At 60.3% G+C, this 23718-nt stretch carries 15 protein-coding genes; 7 read left to right on the plus strand and 8 right to left on the minus strand.

Going from position 1 to position 23718, the window contains the following annotated elements; all coding sequences use genetic code 11:
* Positions 1-51 precede the first annotated feature (51 nt).
* From ACYG9R_RS19915 to ACYG9R_RS19930, 4 genes are read right to left on the minus strand one after another with little or no spacing between them, the layout of a single operon-like run.
* Entirely contained in the window at positions 52-1608 is a 1557-nt protein-coding gene (locus ACYG9R_RS19915; protein WP_031199694.1) for a class I adenylate-forming enzyme family protein, read from the minus strand.
* Positions 1598-3625: an asparagine synthase (glutamine-hydrolyzing) gene (gene asnB / locus ACYG9R_RS19920; protein WP_023824733.1), complete on the minus strand. Its 2028-nt coding sequence runs from the start codon at positions 3623-3625 to the stop codon at positions 1598-1600. Before asnB (ACYG9R_RS19920) ends, ACYG9R_RS19915 begins: the two co-directional genes overlap by 11 nt.
* 6 nt (positions 3626-3631) lie before the next feature.
* Positions 3632-4612 carry an NAD(+) synthase gene (nadE, locus tag ACYG9R_RS19925; protein ID WP_280800234.1) on the minus strand — a complete coding sequence of 327 codons (981 nt, stop codon included), beginning with the start codon at positions 4610-4612 and terminating at the stop codon, positions 3632-3634.
* Positions 4609-7359: a non-ribosomal peptide synthetase gene (locus ACYG9R_RS19930; protein WP_023824735.1), complete on the minus strand. Its 2751-nt coding sequence runs from the start codon at positions 7357-7359 to the stop codon at positions 4609-4611. Before ACYG9R_RS19930 ends, nadE begins: the two co-directional genes overlap by 4 nt.
* Positions 7360-7700: 341 nt before the next feature.
* Here ACYG9R_RS19930 and ACYG9R_RS19935 point away from each other — a divergent pair, with 341 nt between their 5' ends.
* Positions 7701-8426, plus strand: coding sequence for an AAA family ATPase (locus ACYG9R_RS19935; protein ID WP_023670888.1), 726 nt, complete (start codon positions 7701-7703; stop codon positions 8424-8426).
* 79 nt (positions 8427-8505) lie between these two features.
* Here the strand turns inward: ACYG9R_RS19935 and ACYG9R_RS19940 are convergent, their stop codons facing one another.
* Both ACYG9R_RS19940 and ACYG9R_RS19945 read right to left on the minus strand, forming a co-directional pair.
* Entirely contained in the window at positions 8506-8718 is a 213-nt protein-coding gene (locus tag ACYG9R_RS19940; RefSeq protein WP_023670889.1) for a DUF768 domain-containing protein, read from the minus strand.
* An 87-nt stretch (positions 8719-8805) separates the two neighbouring features.
* Positions 8806-10284, minus strand: a complete 1479-nt coding sequence (locus ACYG9R_RS19945; RefSeq protein ID WP_023824736.1) for a M10 family metallopeptidase C-terminal domain-containing protein — start codon at positions 10282-10284, stop codon at positions 8806-8808.
* Between the two features lie 1010 nt (positions 10285-11294).
* On the opposite strand from ACYG9R_RS19945, the gene ACYG9R_RS19950 reads away from it, so the two are divergent.
* The 6 genes from ACYG9R_RS19950 to ACYG9R_RS19975 all read left to right on the plus strand — a co-directional run bounded on the left by ACYG9R_RS19950 (position 11295) and on the right by ACYG9R_RS19975 (position 21643).
* Positions 11295-12521, plus strand: a complete 1227-nt coding sequence (locus tag ACYG9R_RS19950) for a glycosyltransferase family 4 protein (RefSeq protein ID WP_023824738.1) — start codon at positions 11295-11297, stop codon at positions 12519-12521.
* The gene (locus ACYG9R_RS19955) at positions 12518-13777 is read left to right on the plus strand and encodes an O-antigen ligase family protein (RefSeq protein ID WP_023824739.1); all 1260 of its coding nucleotides are present in this window, start codon (positions 12518-12520) and stop codon (positions 13775-13777) included. Before ACYG9R_RS19950 ends, ACYG9R_RS19955 begins: the two co-directional genes overlap by 4 nt.
* 1 nt (position 13778) lies before the next feature.
* Positions 13779-15776, plus strand: coding sequence for an asparagine synthase (glutamine-hydrolyzing) (asnB, locus tag ACYG9R_RS19960; protein ID WP_023681032.1), 1998 nt, complete (start codon positions 13779-13781; stop codon positions 15774-15776).
* 1 nt (position 15777) lies between these two features.
* Positions 15778-17979 carry a GumC family protein gene (locus ACYG9R_RS19965; protein ID WP_023681033.1) on the plus strand — a complete coding sequence of 734 codons (2202 nt, stop codon included), beginning with the start codon at positions 15778-15780 and terminating at the stop codon, positions 17977-17979.
* A 69-nt stretch (positions 17980-18048) separates the two neighbouring features.
* Entirely contained in the window at positions 18049-20217 is a 2169-nt protein-coding gene (locus ACYG9R_RS19970) for a polysaccharide biosynthesis C-terminal domain-containing protein (protein ID WP_031199699.1), read from the plus strand.
* Between the two features lie 220 nt (positions 20218-20437).
* A complete protein-coding gene (locus ACYG9R_RS19975) occupies positions 20438-21643 on the plus strand; it encodes an acyltransferase family protein (protein WP_050589855.1) in 1206 nt (401 codons plus the stop codon).
* 49 nt (positions 21644-21692) lie between these two features.
* On the opposite strand, the gene ACYG9R_RS19980 is transcribed toward ACYG9R_RS19975, so the two are convergent.
* Both ACYG9R_RS19980 and ACYG9R_RS19985 read right to left on the minus strand, forming a co-directional pair.
* On the minus strand, positions 21693-22829 hold the full coding sequence (locus tag ACYG9R_RS19980; protein WP_023737042.1) for an NAD-dependent epimerase/dehydratase family protein: 1137 nt from the start codon (positions 22827-22829) through the stop codon (positions 21693-21695).
* Positions 22830-22988: 159 nt separating this feature from the next.
* Positions 22989-23666, minus strand: a complete 678-nt coding sequence (locus tag ACYG9R_RS19985; protein ID WP_023689781.1) for a helix-turn-helix transcriptional regulator — start codon at positions 23664-23666, stop codon at positions 22989-22991.
* Positions 23667-23718 lie beyond the last annotated feature (52 nt).

The following is a 23718-nucleotide window of genomic DNA, read 5'->3' on the forward strand; positions in this document are numbered from 1 at the left end:
TCGTCCTCCGTGGCGTCACCATTAAATCAGCGACTTGGTTCTGGCCCCGCATCATGACAGCGCCGTTTTCTTGAGTTTTCCCGTGTCCGTCATCGGCAGGTTCGCCACAACGACGATGGATTTCGGGACCATGAAGTTTTCCAGACGCTTCTGGCACTCCTTCTGCAGTTCCCTTTCGCCAATGGCTCTTCCATGCTCCATCACCACAAAGGCTTTCACCGCTTGCCCGAGGAGTTCGTCGGGAACACCGATGACAGCCGCTTCCCGGACTCCTGGAATGTCCATGAGTACGTTTTCCACTTCCCTTGGCGCCACCTTCTCGCCTCGCGACTTTATGATCTCATCCCCACGGCCAACGAAGTAGAGGTAACCCTCCGTATCCATCCGGCAGTAGTCGCCGGTGTATAGGACCTGCTCGCCGGGCAGCGGGCCGGGTTTGAGTTTCCTGGCCGTTGCCTCGGGCTTGCCCCAATACCCGTTCATCACCGTTGCGCCGCGAATGACGAGTTGGCCGACAACGCCTGGGCCTATCCGCCTGTCATGCTCGTCAACGATCCACATCTCCGTATTCGGGATTGCGATCCCTACGCTCAATGGCTTTCGCTCGAGGTCCTCTGGCGGCAAATAGGTGCAACGTTTGCATTCGGTGAGACCGTACATCGAATAGATGCGTGCACCCGAAAACAGCTCGCGAAGCATGAAAATATGCTTGAGGGGTAGGGCTGCCGCAGTGTTTGTGACGTAGCGGATGCTCGAGAAATCCTGGTCTTTGAGGGACCTGAGTTCGGAGAGTGCGGCAAAGATTGTGGGCACGCCGGGAAAGCCCGTAATGCCCTCCTGCCTGATCAACCCGAGGATCTGTGCCGGGAAAGCGAACGAGCGTTCGAGCACCAGCCGGGCGCCGGTACGAAAAGCCATGATCATCTGGTACAGTCCATAGTCGAAGGCGAGGGGTAGGACATTGAGGATCACCTCGTCCTCGGCAATCGCCAGGTAGGAAGCGATAGACGCGCACGCGGTCATCATGTTTCTGTGCGTCAGCATCACGCCCTTGGGTTCGCCCGTCGACCCGGACGTGTAGATGATGGCTGCCAGATCAACATCGATGCACTGCCGTGCCGGCGGCGTATCCGCGCCATTGGCGAGGGCGGCGTCCCAGCGCACGGCAAACGGCAGCTGGGCGAGTTCGACGTCGTCGATCGGTCCCGATACGATCACCCGCAGAAGTGACGGGCAGCCGCGCGCCGGCTCGCGGAAGATCGCGTGCAGATGGCCGTCCGTGATGAGCGCCGTCGGCCGGCAGTCGTTGAGCAGATAATCGAGCTTGTCGCTCTTGGTGAGCGGGTTGACGATGCACACCACCGCATTCGCCTTTAGCACCGCCCAGAAGCTAACCACCGTCTCGACGGTGTTGTCGGCGAAGATCATCACGCGATCACCGCGAACGACTCCGGATGCGGCCAGGTCCCGGGCGATCGCGTTGGCTCGCGTTTCGAGTTCGAGGTAGGTGACACGCTGCCTGTTGCACACCAGCGCCACCTTACTTCCGTGTCGGACGGCTGAATGGGCGAGGTAGTCATGCAGCAATGGTACGGCATCATGCAACATGCAGGCGCTCTTCCCGATGTTCGCAGTCGACGTCGACGCTGAGTGTGCATTCGAGCGTTGCACTGGGACAACCCGCGACGAACTGCTGATGAAGAAGTTGGGTCGACAACACGCCGACCAGCGCCATGTTGTCGGCATTGGACAGGTCGCCATCGCCAGTTCTGGCCTGGCATTTGGCAAGCAGGTGCGTGACCGCCTTTGGATCGAAGACATTCGCCTCGCGCAGGGCCGCCTGCGAAACCGCCTCGCGTGCGTAATCCGGAGCGTCTGCGCCGACGAAGCAAAGCGCGTTGGGCGCACGGAAGGGCTGCTTCTTGCGGGCTATGATCTCGGAGGGCAGGATGGGTGCCGCCATGCGCTTCAGCACGTGCTTCTCGTCGAGGCCGCGGAGTTTGAAGGAGGGTGGCAGCGAATTCGCGAGCCTCACAAGTTCATCGTCCAGGAACGGGAAGCGCCCCTCGACGGAGTGAGCCATCAGCATCCTGTCGCCTTGCGAGGAGAGCAGATAGCCCGACATCAGTGTTTGCACCTCGAGATACTGGTCCTGCGCAAGGGGGCTCCAACGGGCAAACTGCGCGGGCAGACGGGCGAGCAACTCGGACACGGCGTCGCGGCCCTGCGTTCGAGCCCGCATATCGGCCGTAAACAAGCGCTTGATGGCACTGGTGGTTCGCCAGCGTGTTTCATGAGCAAAGCCCGGCGCGTCGTAAGCGTGAATATTTCGCCCGAAGAACTGACGCGCCATCGCCTGCTGTTGCACCGGCGAGCGGGTGAGATAGGGGTAAAGGCGTTCCAGGAGCCGAGAGCGTCGTGTCGAAGTCGGGTGGCGCCCCCAGAAGCGGCGGACCTTGCCTTCGCGGAACAGGTCGTAGCCGGCGAACATTTCGTCAGCGCCTTCGCCGGTCAGCACGACCTTGATGCCACGCTCGCGCACCAGGTGCGAGAGCAGGAAGAGTGGCGCCGGGGCAGTCCTCAGGATCGGGCGTTCGGTGTGTTGGATTACCTCCGGAAAGATTCCGGCTATATCTCTGCGCGAAACGACCACTTCATGGTGCTCACTGCCGATCGTCTCGGCAACCATTCGCTGGAAGCGGGTCTCGTCATATTCGGTGTCGGCAAAACGCAAGGAGAAGGTTTGGAAGCGCTCGCCCGCGAAGCGCCTTGCGAGCGCGGCCACAAGGGAACTGTCCAGCCCTCCGGAGAGGTAGCACCCGACAGGCACGTCGGCGCGCACCATTCTGAGCGCCGTCGCGGCCTCAAGAGCGCTAGACACGCGGTCCACTGCGTCACTGCAGGACCCGGGGAACTCGCCCTGCCGCGATCCGAAATTGTCGGGATAGGAAGGCTGCCAAAAAATCCGCTCACGAACGGTGCCATCCTGATAGATGCGGACACGACCCGGCTCGAGTTCGTTGATTCCGTGGAAAACTCCTTGCGGCGGAACGACCGTCCAGAGCGTGAACGTCTGATCGATGCCGGCGGGATCAAAGGCGCGAGGTATGGATCGATCGGCCGCGAAAATGGCTTTCACTTCGCTGGCGAAATAAAGCCGGTGCGCATGCTCGCTGAAATACAGCGGGCAAATGCCGAAGCGGTCGCGCGACAATACGAGACGATTGGCCACTGAATCCCAGATTGCAATTGCCCATTGGCCGTTCATCCGCTCGAAGGCCGTTTCTCCCCACTCACGATAGGCGTGTAGCGCGACCTCCGTGTCGCTGCGGGTTCGGAAGCGGTGGCCGAGCGCCGTGAGTTTTTCACGCAATTCGACGTAGTTGAATATCTCGCCGTTGAACACGATCCACGTCGTAGCGCCTGTATCCGCCATCGGCTGCTGGCCACCGGAAAGATCGACGATGGACAGGCGCACATGCGCCAGCCCCGCGCGTCTGTCCCGGTAGAGACCGCGCCCGTCGGGACCGCGATGCGCCAGCGCGCCCATCATCTGCATCAGCGCCTGCCGCGAAGGAGAAGCCGCTGTGGCATTCAGCGCCACGATTCCAGCGATGCCGCACATGCTCGGTCAATCTCCGCCTTCGGCGGACAGCAAAGGCCGCGCGTGAAGATAGTGGGCCGCCCTTCGTTTCGCTTCGATGTCCTTGAACACTTTCTGAAGCTGGGGCTCGGTGAGGCCAGCAACCGCCGCGAGCTCATTGCTGGCGACCCCGTGGTTCAGGCCGTAGAGGCATAGATCCATCAGGTGATAGGGCAGCGCGAAATAGAATTCTTCCTGGCTTTGGGCCATGGAAAAAGTGTCGGTGGTCGGTGGCCGCCGCCGGATTTCATCATCCACCTCGAGATATTCCGCGAGTTGATAAACCTGGGTTTTGTAAAGGTGAACGATCGGCATCACGTCGGCGGCTCCGTCGCCCTGCTTGACAAAAAAGCCCTGGTCGTACTCGAGGCGATTTGGAGTGCCGACAACCGCGTATTTGAGGCGGTCGGCGTGATAGTATTCCGTCATCTTGCGCAGGCGCTGCTTGTAGTTTGTCGCAGCAACGATCTGCAGATAGGCAGCTGGCGGCAGACGCACGGTATCTACTTTACCCTGCGGATCCTGGACCGTGAGGCGGGTTATATTGAGCCCGCTGCTCTCCAGAACCGACGCGATCACCAGCTTGCATTTCCATCCTTCCCCATAATCGGGAACGACGGTCTGGATCGCCTCGATCTGCCGGCGGTAGGCCCCAATGGCCTCCAGTGCCGGTGCTATGTCCTCAAGGACGCTTTCAATGCCAAGCTGTGCCGCGAGGCGGCGGCCAAGTCTCAGGGAGTCGCCGGAAGAATCCCGCTCCGGCATGAACAGTCCCAGGACCTTGTCTTTCCCGAACGCGCGCATGCACAAGGTCGCGACGACGGAGCTGTCGATACCGCCGGAAAGACCGACAACCACGCCGCGACGATGCAGGGTGCCGAGAACCTGAGTGCGCAAGGTGTCAACGATGCGATCGACCTCCGCGCCGGCATCGAGCGTCAGCATGTCCTTGCTGAATTCCGGAATTATGTCGATGACAAGTCCTCCCTTTTGCGAGATTCGGCGGGGGAATAGGTCTGCACGATGGCCGTCTCGATAAGCGGACGGTTGGTGGCAAGGTTTGGTTCGACGACAAGGTCGATGTGGCTGCCCGTGATCGAAATGACGTCCAGGTGTGCCAAGACGCTGTCCCAGCCCAAGGCCCGCGGCATTCCCTCCCTGCGACATCGGAACAAGGTACCGGAGAGGGGCAGAGCCGGTTTCGGTGCCTCAAGCCACTGGAAGAATGACTTCGCCCTTAAAACCTCCTGCAGTTCCAGTTTGGTCCTGAAGATCGTCGGGTTGAACTCTCCATTGGCAAATCTGTCCAGAATCCTGGCCAGACGCGCTTCGCCGCCCACGGCGACGGTGATCTTCGCAAGGGCTCTGCAAGCCATCCGGTGCGCGGATATGCGGTTGGTGCGAATACGATAGAACGTACGGGTAAGTGTCTCCCAGTGGTTGCTCGGCTCGTGCAGGAGGCTCGTGTCGAGGATGCCCAGGAACCGCACCGTTCGCCCGGCCTTCATGAGCCGTGCGGCAACCTCGAATGCAACCGCGCCACCCAGAGAATGGCCGAGAAGTCGCACGGGGCCCGCAGGTTGGATGCGGCTTATCTGCTCGAGTGCGGCGCCAGCCATGGCGCTGAGGGTGTTGTGTCCGTCCAGTATCGCCGCAAGGCTCGGATATCGGATCGGGTTTACACGGGCGACTTTCCCCATGGCGGCTGCGAACGCAGCGAGGCTCGGACCATAGCCAACGGACCCTGGAAACAGGAAAAGAACCGGGGGGTGGTGCTTCTTTTCGCGCCCTTCGCCTAACCGTGCAGAGACGACCGCCTCAACCATCTCGTCCAAGCTCATGCCGACGGTGAATGCCTCGAGGCCCAGCTCTTGCCCGATGGCGTTTTCGATCGCCATGACGCAGTGCAGCAGCTGCAGCGAATCTCCCCCAGCATCATCCCAGTTTCCGGCGGCAGTGCCTGTGTTGAGAACCTGCGTCCACGCGTGCTGCACTATTTGACGCGTGTCCTTTGCTCCTCCGGCGGGCGGAGCATCGAGAGTGGACGACCGGGCGGCTTGCGCCCTCCTTCCGTGCGAACGATCTATCTCGGCCAGTGTTGCCAAATCGACCTTACCTCCCGACAGGCGTGGGATTGCGTCAACGGTGTGCAATCGCAAGGGACGCAATGGTGCCGGCAAGGTCATCCTGAGGAGCTGGCGAAGGTCGTCTGCAAAAGCGCCGCCTGCGAAGCGCTGGGGAACCACGAAGGCGATGAGTTCCTGCGCGGCCGTTACCATCACCACGGCATCCGCCACTGAAGGCGCGCAACGCAAGACCCGTTCGAGTTCGGCGGGCTCGATGCGTCGACCATTGATCTTGATCTGGCGCCCTTTGCGGCCGACGATCCTCAAGATGCCATCATCGTCCAGCCGAACGAGGTCCCCGGTCGAAAAAAGCCGAGCCTTGGGATCGTCGGGGTCCGGCTGAGCGGGAACGACCACACCGTTCTCCCAATGACCAAGCAGGACATAGCGGCTTTTGATCAGAAGTTCTCCACTTTCGCCTGGCCCTACATTGCGCTCCGCTTCGTCGACGATAGCGAATGTCATACCAGGGAGCAGCCTGCCGACGGGAACCGACGCGTCTTGCTCGGGCCAGTCAGGCGGCAAGAACCATTGCGAACCGATGGTTTCAGTCGATGAGTAGCCGATCTGGATCAGACACTGGTCCGAAACGGCTTTGCGCAGCAAAGCGATGTCCGTCCATGCCACTTTCTCCCCACCGATCCGGGCCACTCTGAGCGGCCAGGAAGCGTCGGCGGGCGCCTCAGCCAGGAGGGCTCGAAGCAGTGCCGGCACAAGATAGGCGATCGTCACACCTTCGGACTGCAATCGAGCGCGCGTAGCGCGCAGGCCGACAGTCTCCACCTCGAGAAGATGCAATGTGGCGCCCGTCAGCAGCGCCGCAAAGATCTCCCGGCAACCGGCGATCGTGGCTGGCCCGGTCAGCGGCAGGAAAACGTCATCCGCACTGATATGGCACGCATCGACATATTGCCGGACCCGCCATAGCAGGCTGCGTTGGCTGTTGACGATTCCCTTGGGGCGCCCGGTGCTACCTGAAGTGTAAAGCACCAATGCAGGCGCATCGACCGAAACGATAGGGGGCTCATGCTGCTGTTCTGGGTGTTGATCGTTGGGCGCCACGGCGGCGGCAATTTCGATCCAGATGATCTCTTGGGCCAATTCGACCGGGCGAACATTTTCGGCGCCTAAAATCGCGCCGAGCCGCGCGGCACTGACTATATCGAAAATGCGAGAGGCGGGATCTCTTGTGTTGAGCGGAACCGAAGGCCGTCCCGCCGCCATGGTCGCCAACATCGCCACAGGATACCAAGCGGAGTTTGCTTGCAGGATGCCGATGGCCTGCCCTTCGGGGACGACGGCACTGATATGAGTTGCCAGCGTCTCGACCGCCCGGAAAAGCTCAGAAAAAGTCAGGCGGTTGGCGCCGTCGCTGATTGCGAGCTTGTCAGGATGCCGCCTGGCGACATCTCCAAGGTGGTCGAAGATTGGAGTGTCCGCAAATTTGGCACCCATCTGTCGGTAACGGCGCCAGACTGGCCCCCCTTGGTCAAGATCATATTCGGGAACGACTGACCACTTTCGGGTGGGTCGCAGATCCACCTGTAGGTTTTGATTTGCCACTTCCGAATGCAAACACACTGAGGACATTCAGGGCCCCGCCAAGCTGACGGTCGAACATCGCTCGCCGCGGAGATCTTTTCATCAATCATTCGGATGATGCCTCGATCTTGCCTAGCCAGCGCTTCCCGAGCGTCCTTCAGAAGTTTTGCCATCTGTGTCCAGCACCGGTCGTTTTTCCTTGCAAGCTCCGTCGAGCGCAAGACGGCTTGCCCAGGCAAACGGAGCGATCGGCATCTCCGCTAGAATCCGGGCTCGGTGCCCAGATTCACTGACTGGAACAATCATTCAAATGAACGTTGGTGTGATCTGAAATCCGGCTAAGCTTGATCCGTAGGGGAATGACTGCTCGTTCGGAGACGCTTGAGCATATGATCATCGAGTTGTTTGGGCCGCCTGGCGCGGGTAAAACCACGCTGCTTCGCGGCCTCTGCCAAGGGCTGGCGAGACACGGCATCAATGTGAAGACAGTAAATGGGTATCGCCTGATTGAACCTGGATCGGCTCAGGATGACGCTCCGGAAATCCGCCATGGCATAGGAAGAATTGGCAAAAAGATTGCCACATCCGGTCCTATCTTGCTGTCGACCTTGCCAAAGGACAGTGTCGCGGCCCGGCTTCTGGCATCGATCCCTCTTCGAAGCCGCGTGTGGTCATGGCGAATGAAGGTCGACATCGCCCAACTGTGCCAGTCCTGGCGCCAAGCGCGGGAGTCGCCCGGTTGCTTCATCTTCGAAGAGGGCATGATTCAGGCTTTGTGTGCGCTGGGCGTGCTGGCTAGAACTCCAAGCCTCGACGCGGTCCGCGAGTGCCTGGCGTTCCTGCCGCGGCCGGATCTCGTTGTGCAACTCGACGCGCCCCAGGAAACGTTACGCCGCCGTCTTGTGGATAGGCATGCGCAGCAACCGCTCCTCGAGGTTATGCTGTTCGAACTTGGCGTGGACAAAGGATTAAGGCAGGCCGAAATCTCAAGAGAGGTCGGCGAGTGCCTGCGCCAGGACCGATGGCCGTTGATACAAGTCAATGGTGCTGAACCTCACGACGTGGACGGGGTCGTCGCGCGCGTTCTGGGAGAGCATGTTGGTCATGCTGCCTAGGCTGGCCCATGACCTATGATCCATGACACATTTATGCATTTGGCGCCAAGCCGGGCAGCATCTGCCGCCAAGCGCGCAATCATGTCGAATCGTGCTGATCGAGCACTTCGAGCATGGTCGTCAACATGCTTCCGACTTCCTCAGAGATTTCCTCGGGGCGGATTCCCGCTCTGATGGCATCCGCCGTTGCTTGGTCCGCAAGTTTCGCCGCAAGAGCCGGATCGGCCTTGGTGTAGAGTGGGATCTTATCCTCTACCCATTTCTGCAGGAATTCGATGCCGCGCGCGCTCATACCAAGTACAAGCTCGGCGGGGCTTCTTGGTTCCGTCAGCCATATTCAAGAACGTCAGACCATCTTGCTCAGCTGACGTTCCCACGGTCACGTCACGATGAACGAGGACGCCGTCAGAGCCAGATGTGGCGATAGAGTGGCAAATTGGATCTGATGTGCGCCGCCCGAGCCGTCGCTGTCAAGGGAAAGCGCGCCGGTCGTGCTGTTATAGACGATGTGATCGCCGCTGTCGTGCGCGGCCCTGCCGGCGTAAAACGCCGAAGAGGGAAGGGCGCCTGTATGCAGGCCGGCAAACACGGTGTGGTCGAGTTGGATCTTGTCGTGGCCCACTTTGAAATCGGTTACCTTGTCGATATTGCCGACCTTGAGAGCCGAATCGAAGACAAAGACGTCGTTGCCGCCATGTCCCGTCAGAACGTCTCTCCCGCCACCGCCGTTGATAGTGTTGCTCCCGGAATTGCCATCAATGGTTTGGGCGAATTCGTTTCCCGTGAGCTTGATGGCGGCAGTTCCCAATTTGCTGGTGGTCGCAAGATGCTCGACCTGCGAGCCGGCCGACAGCGCGTAGCTGACCGATGCCAGCACGCTATCGTTGCCGCTGTGCCGCAGTTCCACCACCTTGTCGCTGGCGTTGTTGACATAGTAGGTGTCGTTGTAGCCGCGGCCCATCATCGTGTCCGCGCCAGCGGTGCCGCGAAGCACATCCGCGCTACCCGTGCCGTAGAAAATGTGATCGCCGGTGCTGGTCGGAGGGACACTTGTGGGCGGAGGCACTGTGCTGGTAGGCGGCGGCGTCGGTTCGCTGGCCGAAGGACCGCTTGCGGTGCTCTGGTTGTGTTGAAGGAACAGAGCCTGCAGCGTCGGCGAGCTCTCAAGCGCCGTGTCGCCCTGTTGAGAACCCCAAGCATAGGCATAGTCGAAGGCCGGCGAAGGCGCTACCTTGGCCCAGTGGTCCAACATGGTCTTTTCCTGAGCAACGCTGGGCAGGACATAGCGACCGCCCGTGTCGGTCGTCCAGTCGCCGCCGCCGAAGGTCTGATACACGGGAACGACCTGACTGAGCGGGATGCCCGAGGCGACGGCCGCCGCCACAGTCCTGTCGATCATGTTGTAATCAATCGTGCTTGTTCCGGTCCGTACCGGGTAGGGATCCAAGCCGTAATAGTCGATATGCGTGTTGGCAGGATTGAATGTGTTTGAAAAGTCGGGGTTAGCGGAAGACCCCATGTTCATCATGGTTATGAAGGTCTTGGCGCCCGGCAGGTGGCTGTGGATCCAGTCTGACTCCGCCTTCAGATCAGCGGCGGTGGCATAAGTTCCCCATTTGCCGGTCGGGTCCGGCTCATCGACCAGGAAGAAGCCAAACACTTTCGGATTGCCGATGAAGGGCGTGACCTTCTGGATAAAGGAGGAGGTTGCACCATCGGCTTCATTGAGCCACACCAGGCCTTTCTGGCCGGCCGGCAAGGCGTTGAGCTGGTCCAAGGAAGATACATCAACAAGATTGAATCCGGCTTTCGCGACCTCGGAGGCCGACCCGCCCGAGGCGTAATGGAGTGTTGTCATTGACATACCCTTCGTCCGATTCGGTAGGCGCCCCACACCTGCCTAGGGAAAGGATCCATTAGCGACAAATCAAATACCGGCGTCCCTTGATAGAATCTTTGATCATCGTCCGGAAAACACAACAGCCTCGATGCTACGCTTGCGTTAGAGGTTTGTAGATGATCCAAGTATGTCGGGCGCTCAAGCCTGCAACGAAAGCATTGCAGCGAAGTCTGCCGGAGCGCCTGCGCATTTGCAGTGGCGGCAATCGGCCAATGCGCGCTTCGGTTGCGCGAGCCACCGCCCAAATGCGCGCTTCCGCAGGATTTATTCGAGCTCAGACCGCAAAAGGAACCGCGTCCTGGCGAAGCCCTCCCATTGCAGCCGCTCAATGCTCCTCGTAAAAAGCCTCGGCGCCAAAATGAGCAAGGCAGTACTCCACAAGGTCATGCGAGGCGCGCGCCGCTGGCAATTGCGGAGAGGCACTGAACTGGATCCCACCGGGTTCAACGGAAAGGCGGGCGTGCCGGTCCGGATGACGGCGAGCATGGCAACGCGGTCGCCTAGCCGCGGGAAGATGCGGCTGGTGGGTCCGACCATATCCAGAGACCGGGTGAAAGCCTGTTTCCAGACGAAGCGATCGGGAGAATTGGCGGTGCGAGTCATCACACCGCCTGGTCGCGATGTTGATCCGGCGAGAGAAGGCGGGCGGAAGTTGCTTTGAACGCGGCGCGCGGACCTTTCGAACACAGCCCTTTTTTATATCCGGCCCGCCGTGTCGTACGCGAAGATGTCGTCCTTGCACCGTCAGACCGGATGAACCCAACTCACTGACCGAGGCGACAGCGGTTGTGGCTGCATTGCCGCATCGTTGATCAGCTTGCTTCATGCAAACAGACGAGGACAGCACGAAAGCGTGCTCCTAGCGTGGGACTGGCTGTTGTGTGTTCAGGGGCGATGAAACCGGCCATGGAAACCGCGGATAGGATCAGCTGTTTTACGCGATTGGTATCGCATCCAGGAGCGACAGGATGAGTCCGCATCTGGTTTGCGTTGGAGGCGAGGATCATAGACTAAGAATCCCGTTTCTTTTGGCGCTTCGCGAAAGGGGTTTTCAAGTCACTGCCGTTTCGAGTGATCTCGGAGCCGCCTTTTCACCCCATGGCATTGCCCATCGCCGATTCGGGTTCGACCGCTTTGGCAGCGGCGGTGCAGAATGGGGTGCTGTCAGCGCGATCCGTGAACTGATGTCCGAACTGCGTCCGGACATCATTCAAAGTTTCGACACCAAGCCCAATCTCCTAACTCCACTGGCGGTGCGCGGGCACGTTCCCGTCGTTCGCACCATCAACGGGCTTGGTTGGACATTCTCGTCGCGGGAGCCGCGGGCCCTGGCATTGCGTCCTTTCTTTTGCGGCCTTCAGGGGGTGGCGTCTCGTTGGACAGCCATGACCGTCTTCCAGAATAGTGATGATCAGGCCTTCTTCGAGCGCTACCGGCTGGTGGCTCGCGGCAAAGGGCGACTGATCCGGAGTTCTGGCATCGACCCCGATGCATTCTCGATGGCAAGGTATCGTGGTCCTTCGGCTGCCACGATGCGCGAGGAACTTGGCCTACAATCGGCCCAGGTCATAATATTTGTCGGCCGGCTCACGCGGCAGAAGGGGATTCCAACCCTCATCGAGGCGGTTCCTCGCGTTATCCGCGAGAGGCCCAACGCGCGTTTCGTACTTGTCGGCCCGCAAGACTCCGAAGGTCCGTTTGCCGTCAGCAGAGCCGATATCGAGCGCCATGTTCCCCACGTTGTCGCATTGGGGCCAAGGCGCGACATTCCAGCCCTCCTTGGCATGGCGGATATCTTTGCGTTTCCGACGCAATATCGCGAGGGAATTCCGCGTGTCCTGCTGGAGGCGGGATTGTCCGGATTGCCGATCGTCGCCTCGAACATGCCGGGCTGCAACGATGTGGTTGAGGATGGCTGGAACGGCTATCTCGTGGCGCCGCGCGACGCGGATGGCTTGGCCTCCCGGATAGTCGATCTTCTTTCCGACCCCGCCCGTGGCAAGACCATGGGCAGCCGTTCCGTCGGATTCGTGCGGGAGCGGTTCTCGCTGTCGTGGGTAATCGACCAGTATTGCGACCTGTACAAGACAATCCTGGGTGGCAGATATCGCAGCAGGCTTGTTCAAGCGGCGCAGGCGAATCCGAGGGAAGAGGCGGTGCCGAGCCCCCATCGACTGGGCGAGGCGCGGCAATGATGCGTGATGCGCTTCTGGCCTTCGGCGTCGCGATGTCCTACGCGGCGCAACTCAGCATCCCAGGGCTGCCCTTCGGCTACAGCGAACTGTGCCTCACGCTCTGGATAATGCTGTCGATGACGCGAATCCTTGCTGGCGGCCAACTGGAGGTTACGCCGGCACTGGCTAAGCTTGGGCTTTTCTGGCTGATCCTGGCGCTTGCCATGGGCGTGGGTTACATCATCGGTTTTCTGACAACCACGTTGTTCCTGGATCCGTTGTTGCACGACACGCTGGCCTATGTGCTGTTGGCGTGCGTCACCTGTCTGGCCGCTGCGGAGCCCAACGCGTCCTTCCGTTTGCGTCGTATCGCCTGGTGGATGGTTGCTGTCGCGAATGCGGGCTTCATCGTTCAGGTAGGGCTTGGTTTCGGCTGGCTCCATCAGGCTGGGGTCGAACCCTGGTACTGGGACCGCTTCTGCGGGTGGTCCGACAATCCGAACCAGCTTGCGCTCTACTGCGCCCTGCTCGGTCCACTGGCCTTGCATCTTGCCACAACCACCAGCAATAAATGGGGAAGATGCCTTGCCCTATGCAGCCTCATATTCACCGTTTACGTCGGAAGGCTGACAAAAAGCGATACCTACCTTTATACCACGGTCCTGGCTTGTCTGATCCTTCTCGGGCTGCGGGTCCGGGCCTGGCTGACGAGCGACGGCAATAAGGCGAGCCTTTCAAGGCAGCTTGCCGTCCTGATGGCCGTTGGCTTCCTGCCGCTGGCCCTGTCTATAGCGCCCTATGCCCTCAGCGAGGCCTCCAGCGCCGAAGACTTCGCCAAGAGCCTGACCAAAGACAAGGGCGGGGAAGCGACTGCCCAAACCGCGGCGCTTCGCCTCTACCTCTGGAATGCAGCCTTGGAGAAGGGGGCACGATCGGGATCGCTTGGACTGGGTCCGGGCCCGCACCTAGATAGTCCCCCCGTGGTCAATCAACAGTTTTTGCCGCGGCCCTTCGAGGCGCACAGCACCATCCTGGATCTCTACACTCAGGGCGGCCTGATTTCGGTTCTAGCCCTGATGTGGATCTTCGGCTCGGCTGCGTTGTCCGCCTGGCGGGCGAAGCTGGACGCTCTGGTGGCGCTCGTGGCATCGATCGCCGTTTTCAGTGCTCCGCATTTGGTCATCCGCCATCCGATCGTGTGGTTCTGTCTGACCCTCTGCCTTGCCGCTGGGACGCCGGAAGCGATCCCCGCGATTGTTCGCCAGAGGAGATGCTAGAATGTGTGGGATCGCCGGAATTTTGTTGGCGCCCGATGCAGCCAACGCAAGTGCGCTCAGGGCCATCGGACCGATGGCGACGGCGCTTCGTCATCGCGGACCTGACGGTGAGGCCTTCTGGGTGAGCCGTGAAGGGGGGGTAGCCTTCGGCCACCGGCGACTGGCCATCGTCGACCTGTCCGAAGCGGGTCGCCAGCCAATGCTCTCCGCGAGCGGTCGGTATGTCATCACCTTCAATGGCGAGATATACAATTTTCGCGATCTGCGCCGTGAACTGGAAGGGGCGGGCCATCATTTCCGCGGCGCCAGCGACACGGAGGTCATGCTGTGCGCGATCGAAAGCTGGGGCCTTGATGCAGCCCTCGCGCGCTTCGCTGGCATGTTTGCTTTCGGGCTGTGGGACCTGAAGAACCGAACGCTTCAGCTTGCCCGCGACCGAATGGGCAAGAAGCCACTCTATGTCGCCTTAACACGTGACGCGCTTGTCTTCGCCTCGGAGTTGAAGGCGATCACTTGCTTCCCAGGGTTCACCCCGGAACTCGATGTCGATGCGGCGACGACGATGGTTTCCAACGGCTGGGTGCCGGATGACCGTTGCATTTGGCAGGGCGTGTTCAAGCTGCCGCCTGGTTCAATCCTGTCGGTCACTGCGGCGCAATTCGCCGACGCCCGCGGCACCGGTTCGCTTGAGCATCGCATTCACCCTTGGTGGTCGCTGGCCGATGTCGCCAGCAAGGGACAGCGCGATCCGATAGCCGCCAGCGACGAGGACCTCGCGACCGAGCTCGACAGCCTGCTCCGCCTGGCCGTCAAGCAACGAATGATTGCAGATGTGCCGCTGGGCGCCTTTCTGTCGGGCGGGATCGACAGCTCGACTGTCGTCGCCCTGATGCAGGCACAGTCCCGAAACCCCGTTCGGACGTTCACCATAGCGTTCGGGGAAGGTGGGTTTGATGAAGCTCCCCATGCGGCCGCGGTTGCTCGGCATCTGGGCACCGATCATACGGAACTTCATCTCTCGCCGGCTGCCGCGCTTGAGGTCATTCCGGAGCTGCCCCGGATTTGGGACGAGCCGTTTGCCGATGAATCGCAGATACCGACGCTGCTGGTGTCGCGCCTCGCGCGGCAACACGTAACCGTGGCGCTTTCAGGCGATGGCGGCGACGAGTGCTTCGCAGGCTATTCTCGACACTTCCTGGCAACCCGCCTCACAAAGCAGCATGAGCTGCCATTGTCATTTCGCCGGCTGTTGGCATCGGGGGCTGGGTTGCTGGCCCAAGCCTCTCAGAAAGATATCTTCGGCAATCTGCCGCTTTCGGCGAATATGCGGCATGGCTTGCGCGGTGACCGCCTGGCTCGCCTTGCCCGCCTGCTCGCGGCGCGAGATGAGGACGAACTCTTTCTGCAACTGACAAAATCTTCAGCCAACGACCTTGTTCATCGCAAGCCGTCGACAGCACCTACCGACACCACAAAGCTCGACGGCCTGCTCTCGCGTCTCCTATTCGCCGACATGACAGGCTATCTACCGGGCGACATTTTGGTGAAGCTCGATCGAGCCACCATGGCCAACAGCCTCGAGGGGCGATGCCCGATCCTGGACCATCGCGTCGTTGAATTCGCCTGGCGCTTGCCAGCCCGTGCCAAAGTCCGAAACGGGAAGGGCAAATGGTTGCTTCGCCGACTGCTTGATCGTTATGTACCACGCCGACTGGTCGACCGGCCCAAGCAAGGTTTCGACGTTCCGGTCGGGACTTGGTTGAAAGGGCCCTTGCGCGGCTGGGCAACCGATATCATTGCCACGATCGGCCGCTCCGGGGACGGGGTCATCGACCGTGAGAAGGTCGACGCATGCTGGCGCAATCATCTGCATGGAAGCCAAGATAATTTCCGCGACCTGTGGCCGGTGCTCATGTTTCAGGCGTGGCGCAACGAAGCCATGCGGCCATCGACGGTCGCCACGCACCCTTCTTACCATATCGAACTGACAGGGGATTGAGATGGAAGGTTCCATAGCCAACCGCGCCCGGCGTCCGCGCGCCAAGCAGATGGAAGTTGGGACACTTGAAACCAATCTGCGCTTGATGCGGCCGCCACGCGAGCCAACGCAATCGTCACCCTTCCACCAGCTCGTCATCATCCTGACGACGCGAAAATGGTTCTTGCTTGCCATGGCCCTTCTGGGCGGCATCCTGGCCGGACTGGCAGGCTTCACCCGCCCGGTGCTGTTCGAGGCAACGACCCAGGTCATTATCGATGCCCCGAGCAGCAGTGCTTCGGGCGGCGTGGCATCCGCCCAGGACTCGCTGGAATCGAACATCGATGATCATCTGACGATGCTCTCCTCGCAAGGCCACCTGCGTCGGGTCTTGGCAGCACTGCGCAAAGCCCAACCAGTCGACGGTAACGGAAAGACCGTCGTCAATGCCGTCCCGCCCGCGGCTGGCTCGTTCCTCATCGATCTCCTGAACAGGGCCTGGAGACAGGATAACACGGTGGCGGAAAATCCGGACGCAGCGGACGCGCCCGAGCTGAAGGCGCTACGCAACGGAATGAGGGTCGGACAAGAGCTGCGATCGCGCGTCATCACCATCGGCTTCACCGATCCAAATCCGGCGCGTGCGGCACTTGTCGCGAACACGTTTGCCCAGGTCTACATTCAAGATCTGGTACAAAAAAGCCGGGCATCGGATCAGGTTCATCTGGATTCGATAGTCGCCAGCCTTCCGCAAGTACAAAGGGATCTTGTCGAAGCGACAGATCGGCTGGAGACATACCGGCTCACGCATGGCGCCGTCGATCAGACTGCGGCCAACAACGCAGCCAGTGAGACAGCGGAACTCGGCCGGCAGATATTCCTATCGAAAGCCAGTCTTTCCGCGTCGGAAGCGCGCCTTCGCCGTATTGAGGACCTGCGCAAGGCGGGCGCCCCGGTCACGGCCATCGCTGAAGAAATCGGGTCGCCCGTGTTGACGGACCTGGTGACACGCCAGTCGGGTGCCGCCGCCGACGGCGATCTGCGCAACGCGATCGCCCGCGAAATGGAGCAAAGCGTTGCCCGAATCGCTGCCGAGGCAAATGTCTACCGGTCTCAGGCTACGGCTCTTGAAAGTCGCAAGGCGATGCTCGACGCGGCCGTGGCCGACACGGCGAGCCAACTTTCGGGGCTGCGTTCCCTTGAGCCTAGGGTAGCCATCGTGACGCAGCATTACAACGAACTCCTGAGCCGGCAGCAGGATCTGATACGTCGCATCGCCGCTCCTTCGCCAGGCGTAGCGGTCCTTTCGACCGCCTGGCCGCCGTCGACCCCCGTGACATTGTCGCCGATTTTCCTGATTCCCCCCGGCATGGTCGTCTTTGGTCTCATGGGGGCGGTCATTGTCCTGGTCCGCAACGGTTTCAACCAAACCTTGCGCAGTGAAGCCGAAGCCGAGGCCGAGCTTGGGGTCCCGTGCGTAGGACTGCTTCCCAGGGTTGCGGGACTTAATGCCAGAAAGCTGCGGCATCTGGTTCTGAGCCAGCAGAACTTGCCGTTCAGCCGCGCCGTGACTTCGCTGCTCGTCACTGCGGCGCCAACTCAGGGGAAGGGGCAGCCGCCGCATATCATTCTCGTGACGTCCAGCATCCAGGACGATGCCAAGACCGAGTTGGCATGGAGCCTGGCGCTGGCGGCAACGCGGCTGGGAGGAAGAGTGCTTTTCCTCGATCTCGATCGCAAGGATGTACGGCTCACGAACGGGTTTCGTGGTGAATTCAGCACCGACAAGGCCCGGAACTCCTTCGGCGACTATGTGAATGAACGTTGCGTGCTGAAGGATGCAATTACGAGGATGCCGGAAATCGGTATCGACCTCATGGCCGCTCCAGCACCTTCCGATGATCTCCTGACGCTTCTGTCCACCGTCGACAAATGCCAGTTCACCGAGGAGCTGCGTTCGGCCTACGACGTGGTCATCATGAACGGTCCCCTGGGCCTCGGGGGGCCTGAAACCAGGCTGCTTAAGCGCTGGGCCGATTCGGTGCTTTTTGCCGTTCGCTGGGCAAGGACGAGGCGCAGCATTGCCCGTGGTGCTCTGGATGCAATAGGGGCCGGCGGATCCGCCACCGTTCCAGTAGGGAGTGTGCTCACCCGGGTGAACCTGAAGAGGCTAGCCGGCTCCAGGCTCGGAGACAACGCCGATCTTCTGTTGGAGAGGGTTTGAAGATGCGTGTGCGATCTTCAACAGAAGCTCCAGGGAGCGATCGCGCCCCTAAATCGAGCCAGCTACACGATGATCATTGAATTTTTCGGACCTCCAGGATCCGGCAAAACAACCTTCGCACATGCGCTTGCGCAGCAGCTGCGCGGGAAAGGCTATCACGCCAAGGTCGCTCTCAGCTACAAGCCAAGCACCAGGGCCGCCAAATATGACCTCGGAATCTTGCTGTTCATATCACGGATCGTATCGGCGATAGTTTCAACCTCCAGAATACTGCTTTTTTCGGCAGGGCGAGCCGATGATATTTCCAATTCCTTTGCAATGGTGAGGATGATACCGCCAAGAAACCGAATTTGGCGCGCGCGAATCTGGCGATACATCCTGCACCTTTCGCGTTGCTGGAAGTCTGCTGAGCAATCGCCCGAAATTATAATTTTCGATCAAGGATATGTTCAAGCGATTGGTTCGCTTGCGATGTTTAATGGGAGCACCAACCCCAGAGCGCTGGAAAAGGCGCTCAGCCTCGCACCGGCGGCCGATCTCACCGTCAGGCTCTTGGTGCCAGCTGCGGTCGTGGAAAGTCGCCTTCGTCGGCGGATGGAGCTTGAGCCGCCGGCGGAACGGATTTTCGAGGCCGACTTGAACGTGAACATGCGCTCGTTCGCCGTTTTTGAAGCGATGCATGACCTCCTGACAACATCTGGCCGGGAAATCATCTCCGTCGAAAACACCGATGGTCCATCGACCTTTAAAAGTATTTGTCGGATTGAGAGACAAATACTTTCTGCATTGTCGCGCTTCGATAGGGCGGTCGGCGAAAAGCAAATTGAGTTGCCAGCTCATCGCGCAGATGTAACTGGTTCAGCAACCGCACCGCCGCGCAACAAGGACATGGGCTCGCGGCTCGCTTGGGCAAGCATATTCGCCTTGCTGATCTATATTGGTGGCGCTGGTTTGACCAGTCTTGCCCAGTTGGCAATTGCACGCCTTATCGGACCTCACAACTACGGCATCTATTCCTACGTTCAGGCTTGGACGTCAGTGCTCGCCTATCTGGCAACGCTTGGTTTTAATGTATCATTGTTGCGTTTCCTCCCGGCCTATAGGGCCAGTGGCAGGCTTGATCTGGCCCGCGGCGTGATAAGATTTGCGCTGCAGAGATCGCTGATAGCGGCAACCTTGTTCGGGATGATCGGCGCTGCGTCCGTCCTGTTCCTTTCAGATCCAACGGAAAGAGGACTTGAGACAAGCATCGTGCTCGGCATGATGGCTGTGCCCTTGGTTACGGCCTATGCTCTCGGAGCCACGCTTGTGCGTGCTTTCGGCGGCGTTGTCTCGGCGTTGTTGCCGGAGCGCATCATGCGAGACGGGCTCCTGCTCGTGTTGGTAGCGCTCCTGGCATTGTCGGGATTTCGAACAGTGGATGCGCCCTCGGTGACGCTGGCGGTGCTTGTGAGTTCCGCTTTCACAGCGGCGCTGGTGTTCATCATCGCTAGGAGGTTTGAACCACCCGGCCTGGGACACGCCAAGCCAAGTTATGCCTCGAGGGAATGGTGGCTTGCCGTCCCCCCGCTCATGCTCATCACTGGGCTCGATGTTTTCGTCAGTCGGGCAGGAGTCCTGGTTTTGGGCTGGACAAGCCATATTGCTGAAGCGGGTATTTTCGCGCTGGCCTTGAATGTCGCGATGCTCGTGGGCCTGTCCCGTATCGCCGTGGCAACCATGTTTTCGCCAACAGCAGCCGATCTCTACGTCAGAGGCGATCGCAGAGGCCTACAACAACTGTTCGCGCGCGCAACCCTGCTTTCTGCTGGCGGTGCCATCCTGGTGGCCGTCCCAATGATGGTGATAGTCGAGCCGTTCTTGAGCTATTTCGGTGAGGGTTATAGCGCGGGAGCGCCGATCGCACGGGTTCTGATTTTGGGATATGTCTTTGTCGCGCTGTGCGGGCCCCAACAGAATCTCCTGACCATGACTGGAAATGAATGGGCTGCGGCAACGACGATGGTAGCGGGTGCTGTGGCCAATATAATTGCCTGTGCAGCCGGAGTTGCGGTGTACGGCCTGCTTGGCGCTGCGGTGGGTGTGGCACTTGCACTGAGCATCTGGAGCATTGCCATGGCCGTTTATATCCGCAAGCGACTGAAAATCATGCCAGGCTTGGTTTTTGCCTTGCTGTCGATGAGGCCGAGCGCGGTCGATGCCCGTCAATGGCATTGGTTCTTGAGGGCGAGCAAATGAGACCACTGTTTTCGCTACGGTGATCGCCGTCGTTCGGGCAGGAAGTCACGAAGCCCGGATCGCACAAAGGCCATAGGGCTGCGCAGACGCTTCGGCGTATACCTGTTCCGGACACCCGCTCCCCGCGGGCAGCCGATACTTTGCGGGCGGTGTCCGTCATTTGAAGGATGCATCAGTTTCGGAGGTGCACCACGGTGTGCTCACAATCTGCGGAGCATCCATGGAACAAGCCCGAATGGCGAGCGCCTCGGCGCCTGCAGTGCGCCGTCGCTCGGAGAGATCGACGCCTGTCGAGCGCAGCCAACGCGAAACCCTCACCCAGGTCCAGGTCCTGCGCGCCCTCGCGGCTAGTTCGGTCGCGCTGCGACACGCCCAGCATGATGCGGCCACCCTGGAATTACAGGCCGGCCGCACCTTTCAGAGCTGGAATCCGATACCATGGAGCGCTGGAGTCGATATTTTCTTCGTGATTTCCGGCCTTATCATGGTGCATACGTCGCGACAGCTGTTCGCAAAGCCCGGGGGCGCGCGTCTCTTCATTTCCCGCCGGATCGCGCGAATTGTCCCGCTATATTGGGCGCTCACCTCGCTCTACATTGCGGTAGCGGTGGCCGCCCCAAATCTTCTCAACCAGAGCTACGTCGATTTCAGGTTTGTAGTCGAATCCTACTTATTCGTTCCGGCCAGTCGCCCTGACGGCGTCGTTCAGCCGGTCTACGAGTTGGGTTGGACGCTCAATTATGAGATGCTGTTTTACGTGCTGTTCACGGCGACGATCGTGCTGCCCATGCGGTGGGCAGTTACGGTCCTGCTCACGATCCTGGTTGGGATGGTGCTCTTGGGCGCTCTTGCGGCTCCTTTGCCAGAGCCTTGGGGTTTCTGGACCAATCCGATCATCCTCGAATTCGCTTTCGGCGCGATGATCGGGGTCATGTGCGCCTCGGGCCTGCGGCCTTCCGGCCCAATCAGGGCCTGTGTCGCCGCAACGGGACTGGGTGCCCTGATGCTTGCGGCGGCGTTTCCCGATATCTCGGCCGGCCTTGGTCGCCCTGTCGTGTATGGCATTCCGGCGTCTCTAATTGTTTGGAGTGCTGCCCTGGCAGAGCCGGGTAAACTGAGGCATGACAGCCTGGCGGCGAGGTGGGCCGCTGGCGTTGGCGATGCGTCATACGCTCTTTACCTCATGCATCCATTCGTGATCCGCGCCATGCGCATAATTTTCTGGCGTACAGGCTTGATCTTTGTGCTCGGCCCGTGGGCTTTCATCGGTTCGGCCTTGGCGATAACCCTGGGCGTGGCATTTATCACCCACCGTCTGTTCGAGAAGCCGCTCACCCGCTATGCGCGGCGCCTTTTGGGGGTCGGGCACAGCACAGGGCGGCAGCTTGGGTCCCTTCCATTGCCGGCGTATCCCAAGACAGATTGAAGGCGAGCCGCGACCCTGCCACACCAAGGAAATGCCGCTGTTGTGCTCACTATGCCGTTGCCGTAAGGCCGGCTGGTCGCACCTGTCCGACGGGGCATGCATGGAATTCCCGATACCATTCCACGAAACGTTGCACGCCGTCCTCCAGTGTTGTCGCCGGTGCGAAGCCAACGGCGCGGCGGAGGTCCCTGACATCGGCGCGGGTTTCCAGGACGTCACCTGGTGGTAAAGGTACGTTGACGCGAAGGGCGCGGCGGCCAAGGGCCGTCTCGATGAGCGCGATCAGATGGTTGATTTCTTCAGGCCGATCATTGCCGATATTGTAGAGCCGATACGGCGCCGAGCTGGTGGCAGGATCGGCAGCGCGACCGTCCCAATCGGGATCCTGACACGGTGGTTTGGCGAGCACGCGAACAACCCCCTCTACGATGTCGTCGATATAGGTGAAATCCCGCCATACGCGCCCGGCATTGGCGATTTCGATCGTTCGGCCCTCGGCGATGGCATGGGTGAAAGTATAGACAGCCATGTCGGGCCTGCCCCAGGGACCATAGACGGTGAAGAAGCGCAGTCCGGTTGCGGGCAAGCCGAACAGATGGCTGTAGGAATGCGCCATGCACTCGTTGGCGGCCTTGGTGGCGGCGTAGAAGCTCACCGGATGATTGGCACCATGATGCTCGGAAAAGGGTATGCGTCGATTGGCACCATATACGGAGCTCGACGAGGCATAAACGAGATGGCTGACGCCGGCGTGTCGGCAGCCCTCCAGAACGTTGAGAAACGCGACTATGTTTGACTCCACATAGGCATGCGGGTCCACGAGCGAATGACGTACCCCGGCCTGGGCGGCCAGATGCACGAAGTGCGATGGCTGGAATTCGCAGAACAGCGCTTTCACCAGCGACCGGTCCGCCAGGTCGAAGCGCATCGGCGTGAACCTCGGCTCGGCGCAGAGCCGTGTAAATCGCGCCTCCTTCAGCTTCAGGTCGTAGTAAGGCGTGAAGTTGTCGACGCCGATGACCTCGGCGCCGAGCCGCAAAAGGCGTAACGCAACATGAAATCCGATGAACCCAGCGGCGCCCGTGACGATGATCGGCCCCGTGTGCGTAAGGGTCGACGCAGCACCATCCTGCAGCCCGTGAACGATATCCGCCAGCTTGTTGACCTTCGAATCTGCTTCGGCCATGGCAAGTCACTCCCGTTTCCAGGTTCCGCGTTCCGCGCTATCTCGGCAGCGCTTGAACGATCGGAAATGGCGCCGCCGGCCTTGTGATCTACGCGACAGCGCGCTCAATGCGGGCCGCCGCTGTCTGAATCAAAGCGGATGCAGACAGCAGTCGATTTCTCATGGCAAAACCGAAATGCGCCCCAAAAGAGCCACTAGTTCCGCCTGACGCCTCGTGTCGGTCTTGGCGAACAGCGAGGCGAGCTGAGAGCGAATAGTCGTGCGACTGAGATGCCAGCTACGGGCGATCTCCAAGGGCGCGTCGCCATGGGCCAGGCGTAGCGCCAACTGCGTTTCCGCGCTGGTCAAACCGAACATCCTTTGCAACGTGCGAGGGTTGGCCGCCGATTTGTTATCCCGGTCCAGCAATGCGACGACGGTTGTCCCGTCCGGTGTAACGACGCCCGTCTCGTTCATGGTCACCGGCCTGTCGCCTCTGCTGTGGATCACTACCCACGAGAGTGAGCCCGGCTGGAGGTGGACCGGAACATTCGCGACCAGCCGCCTCAACCCGGCAGCAAGCTCGACGGCTGTATCAGTTGCTTCGCCCTGGCGTGCGAGGGTGTCCCGAGCGGCAGCGTTCCATTCTATTACTTTCTTGTCTCGGTCCAGGACGAGATAGCCGCAACCCATACGATCAAGCATGCCGGTGATGGATTCCAGGCTGCGTCGTCGAGATCCGCCGACCCTTGCGTCCGGCCGGTCCACAAGGCTTATCGGCCTTTCGTGGCGGGTATCGTTCAATACAATGTATTGCCTGCCTGCAAGCGCATCGTTTCGCGTTTCAATCAGTGTCATCGCTTCCACCCAACCCATTGCTACTGACGCAAATCAAATCTGATGAAGTTGC

The organism is Mesorhizobium sp. RSR565B, assembly GCF_054719465.1.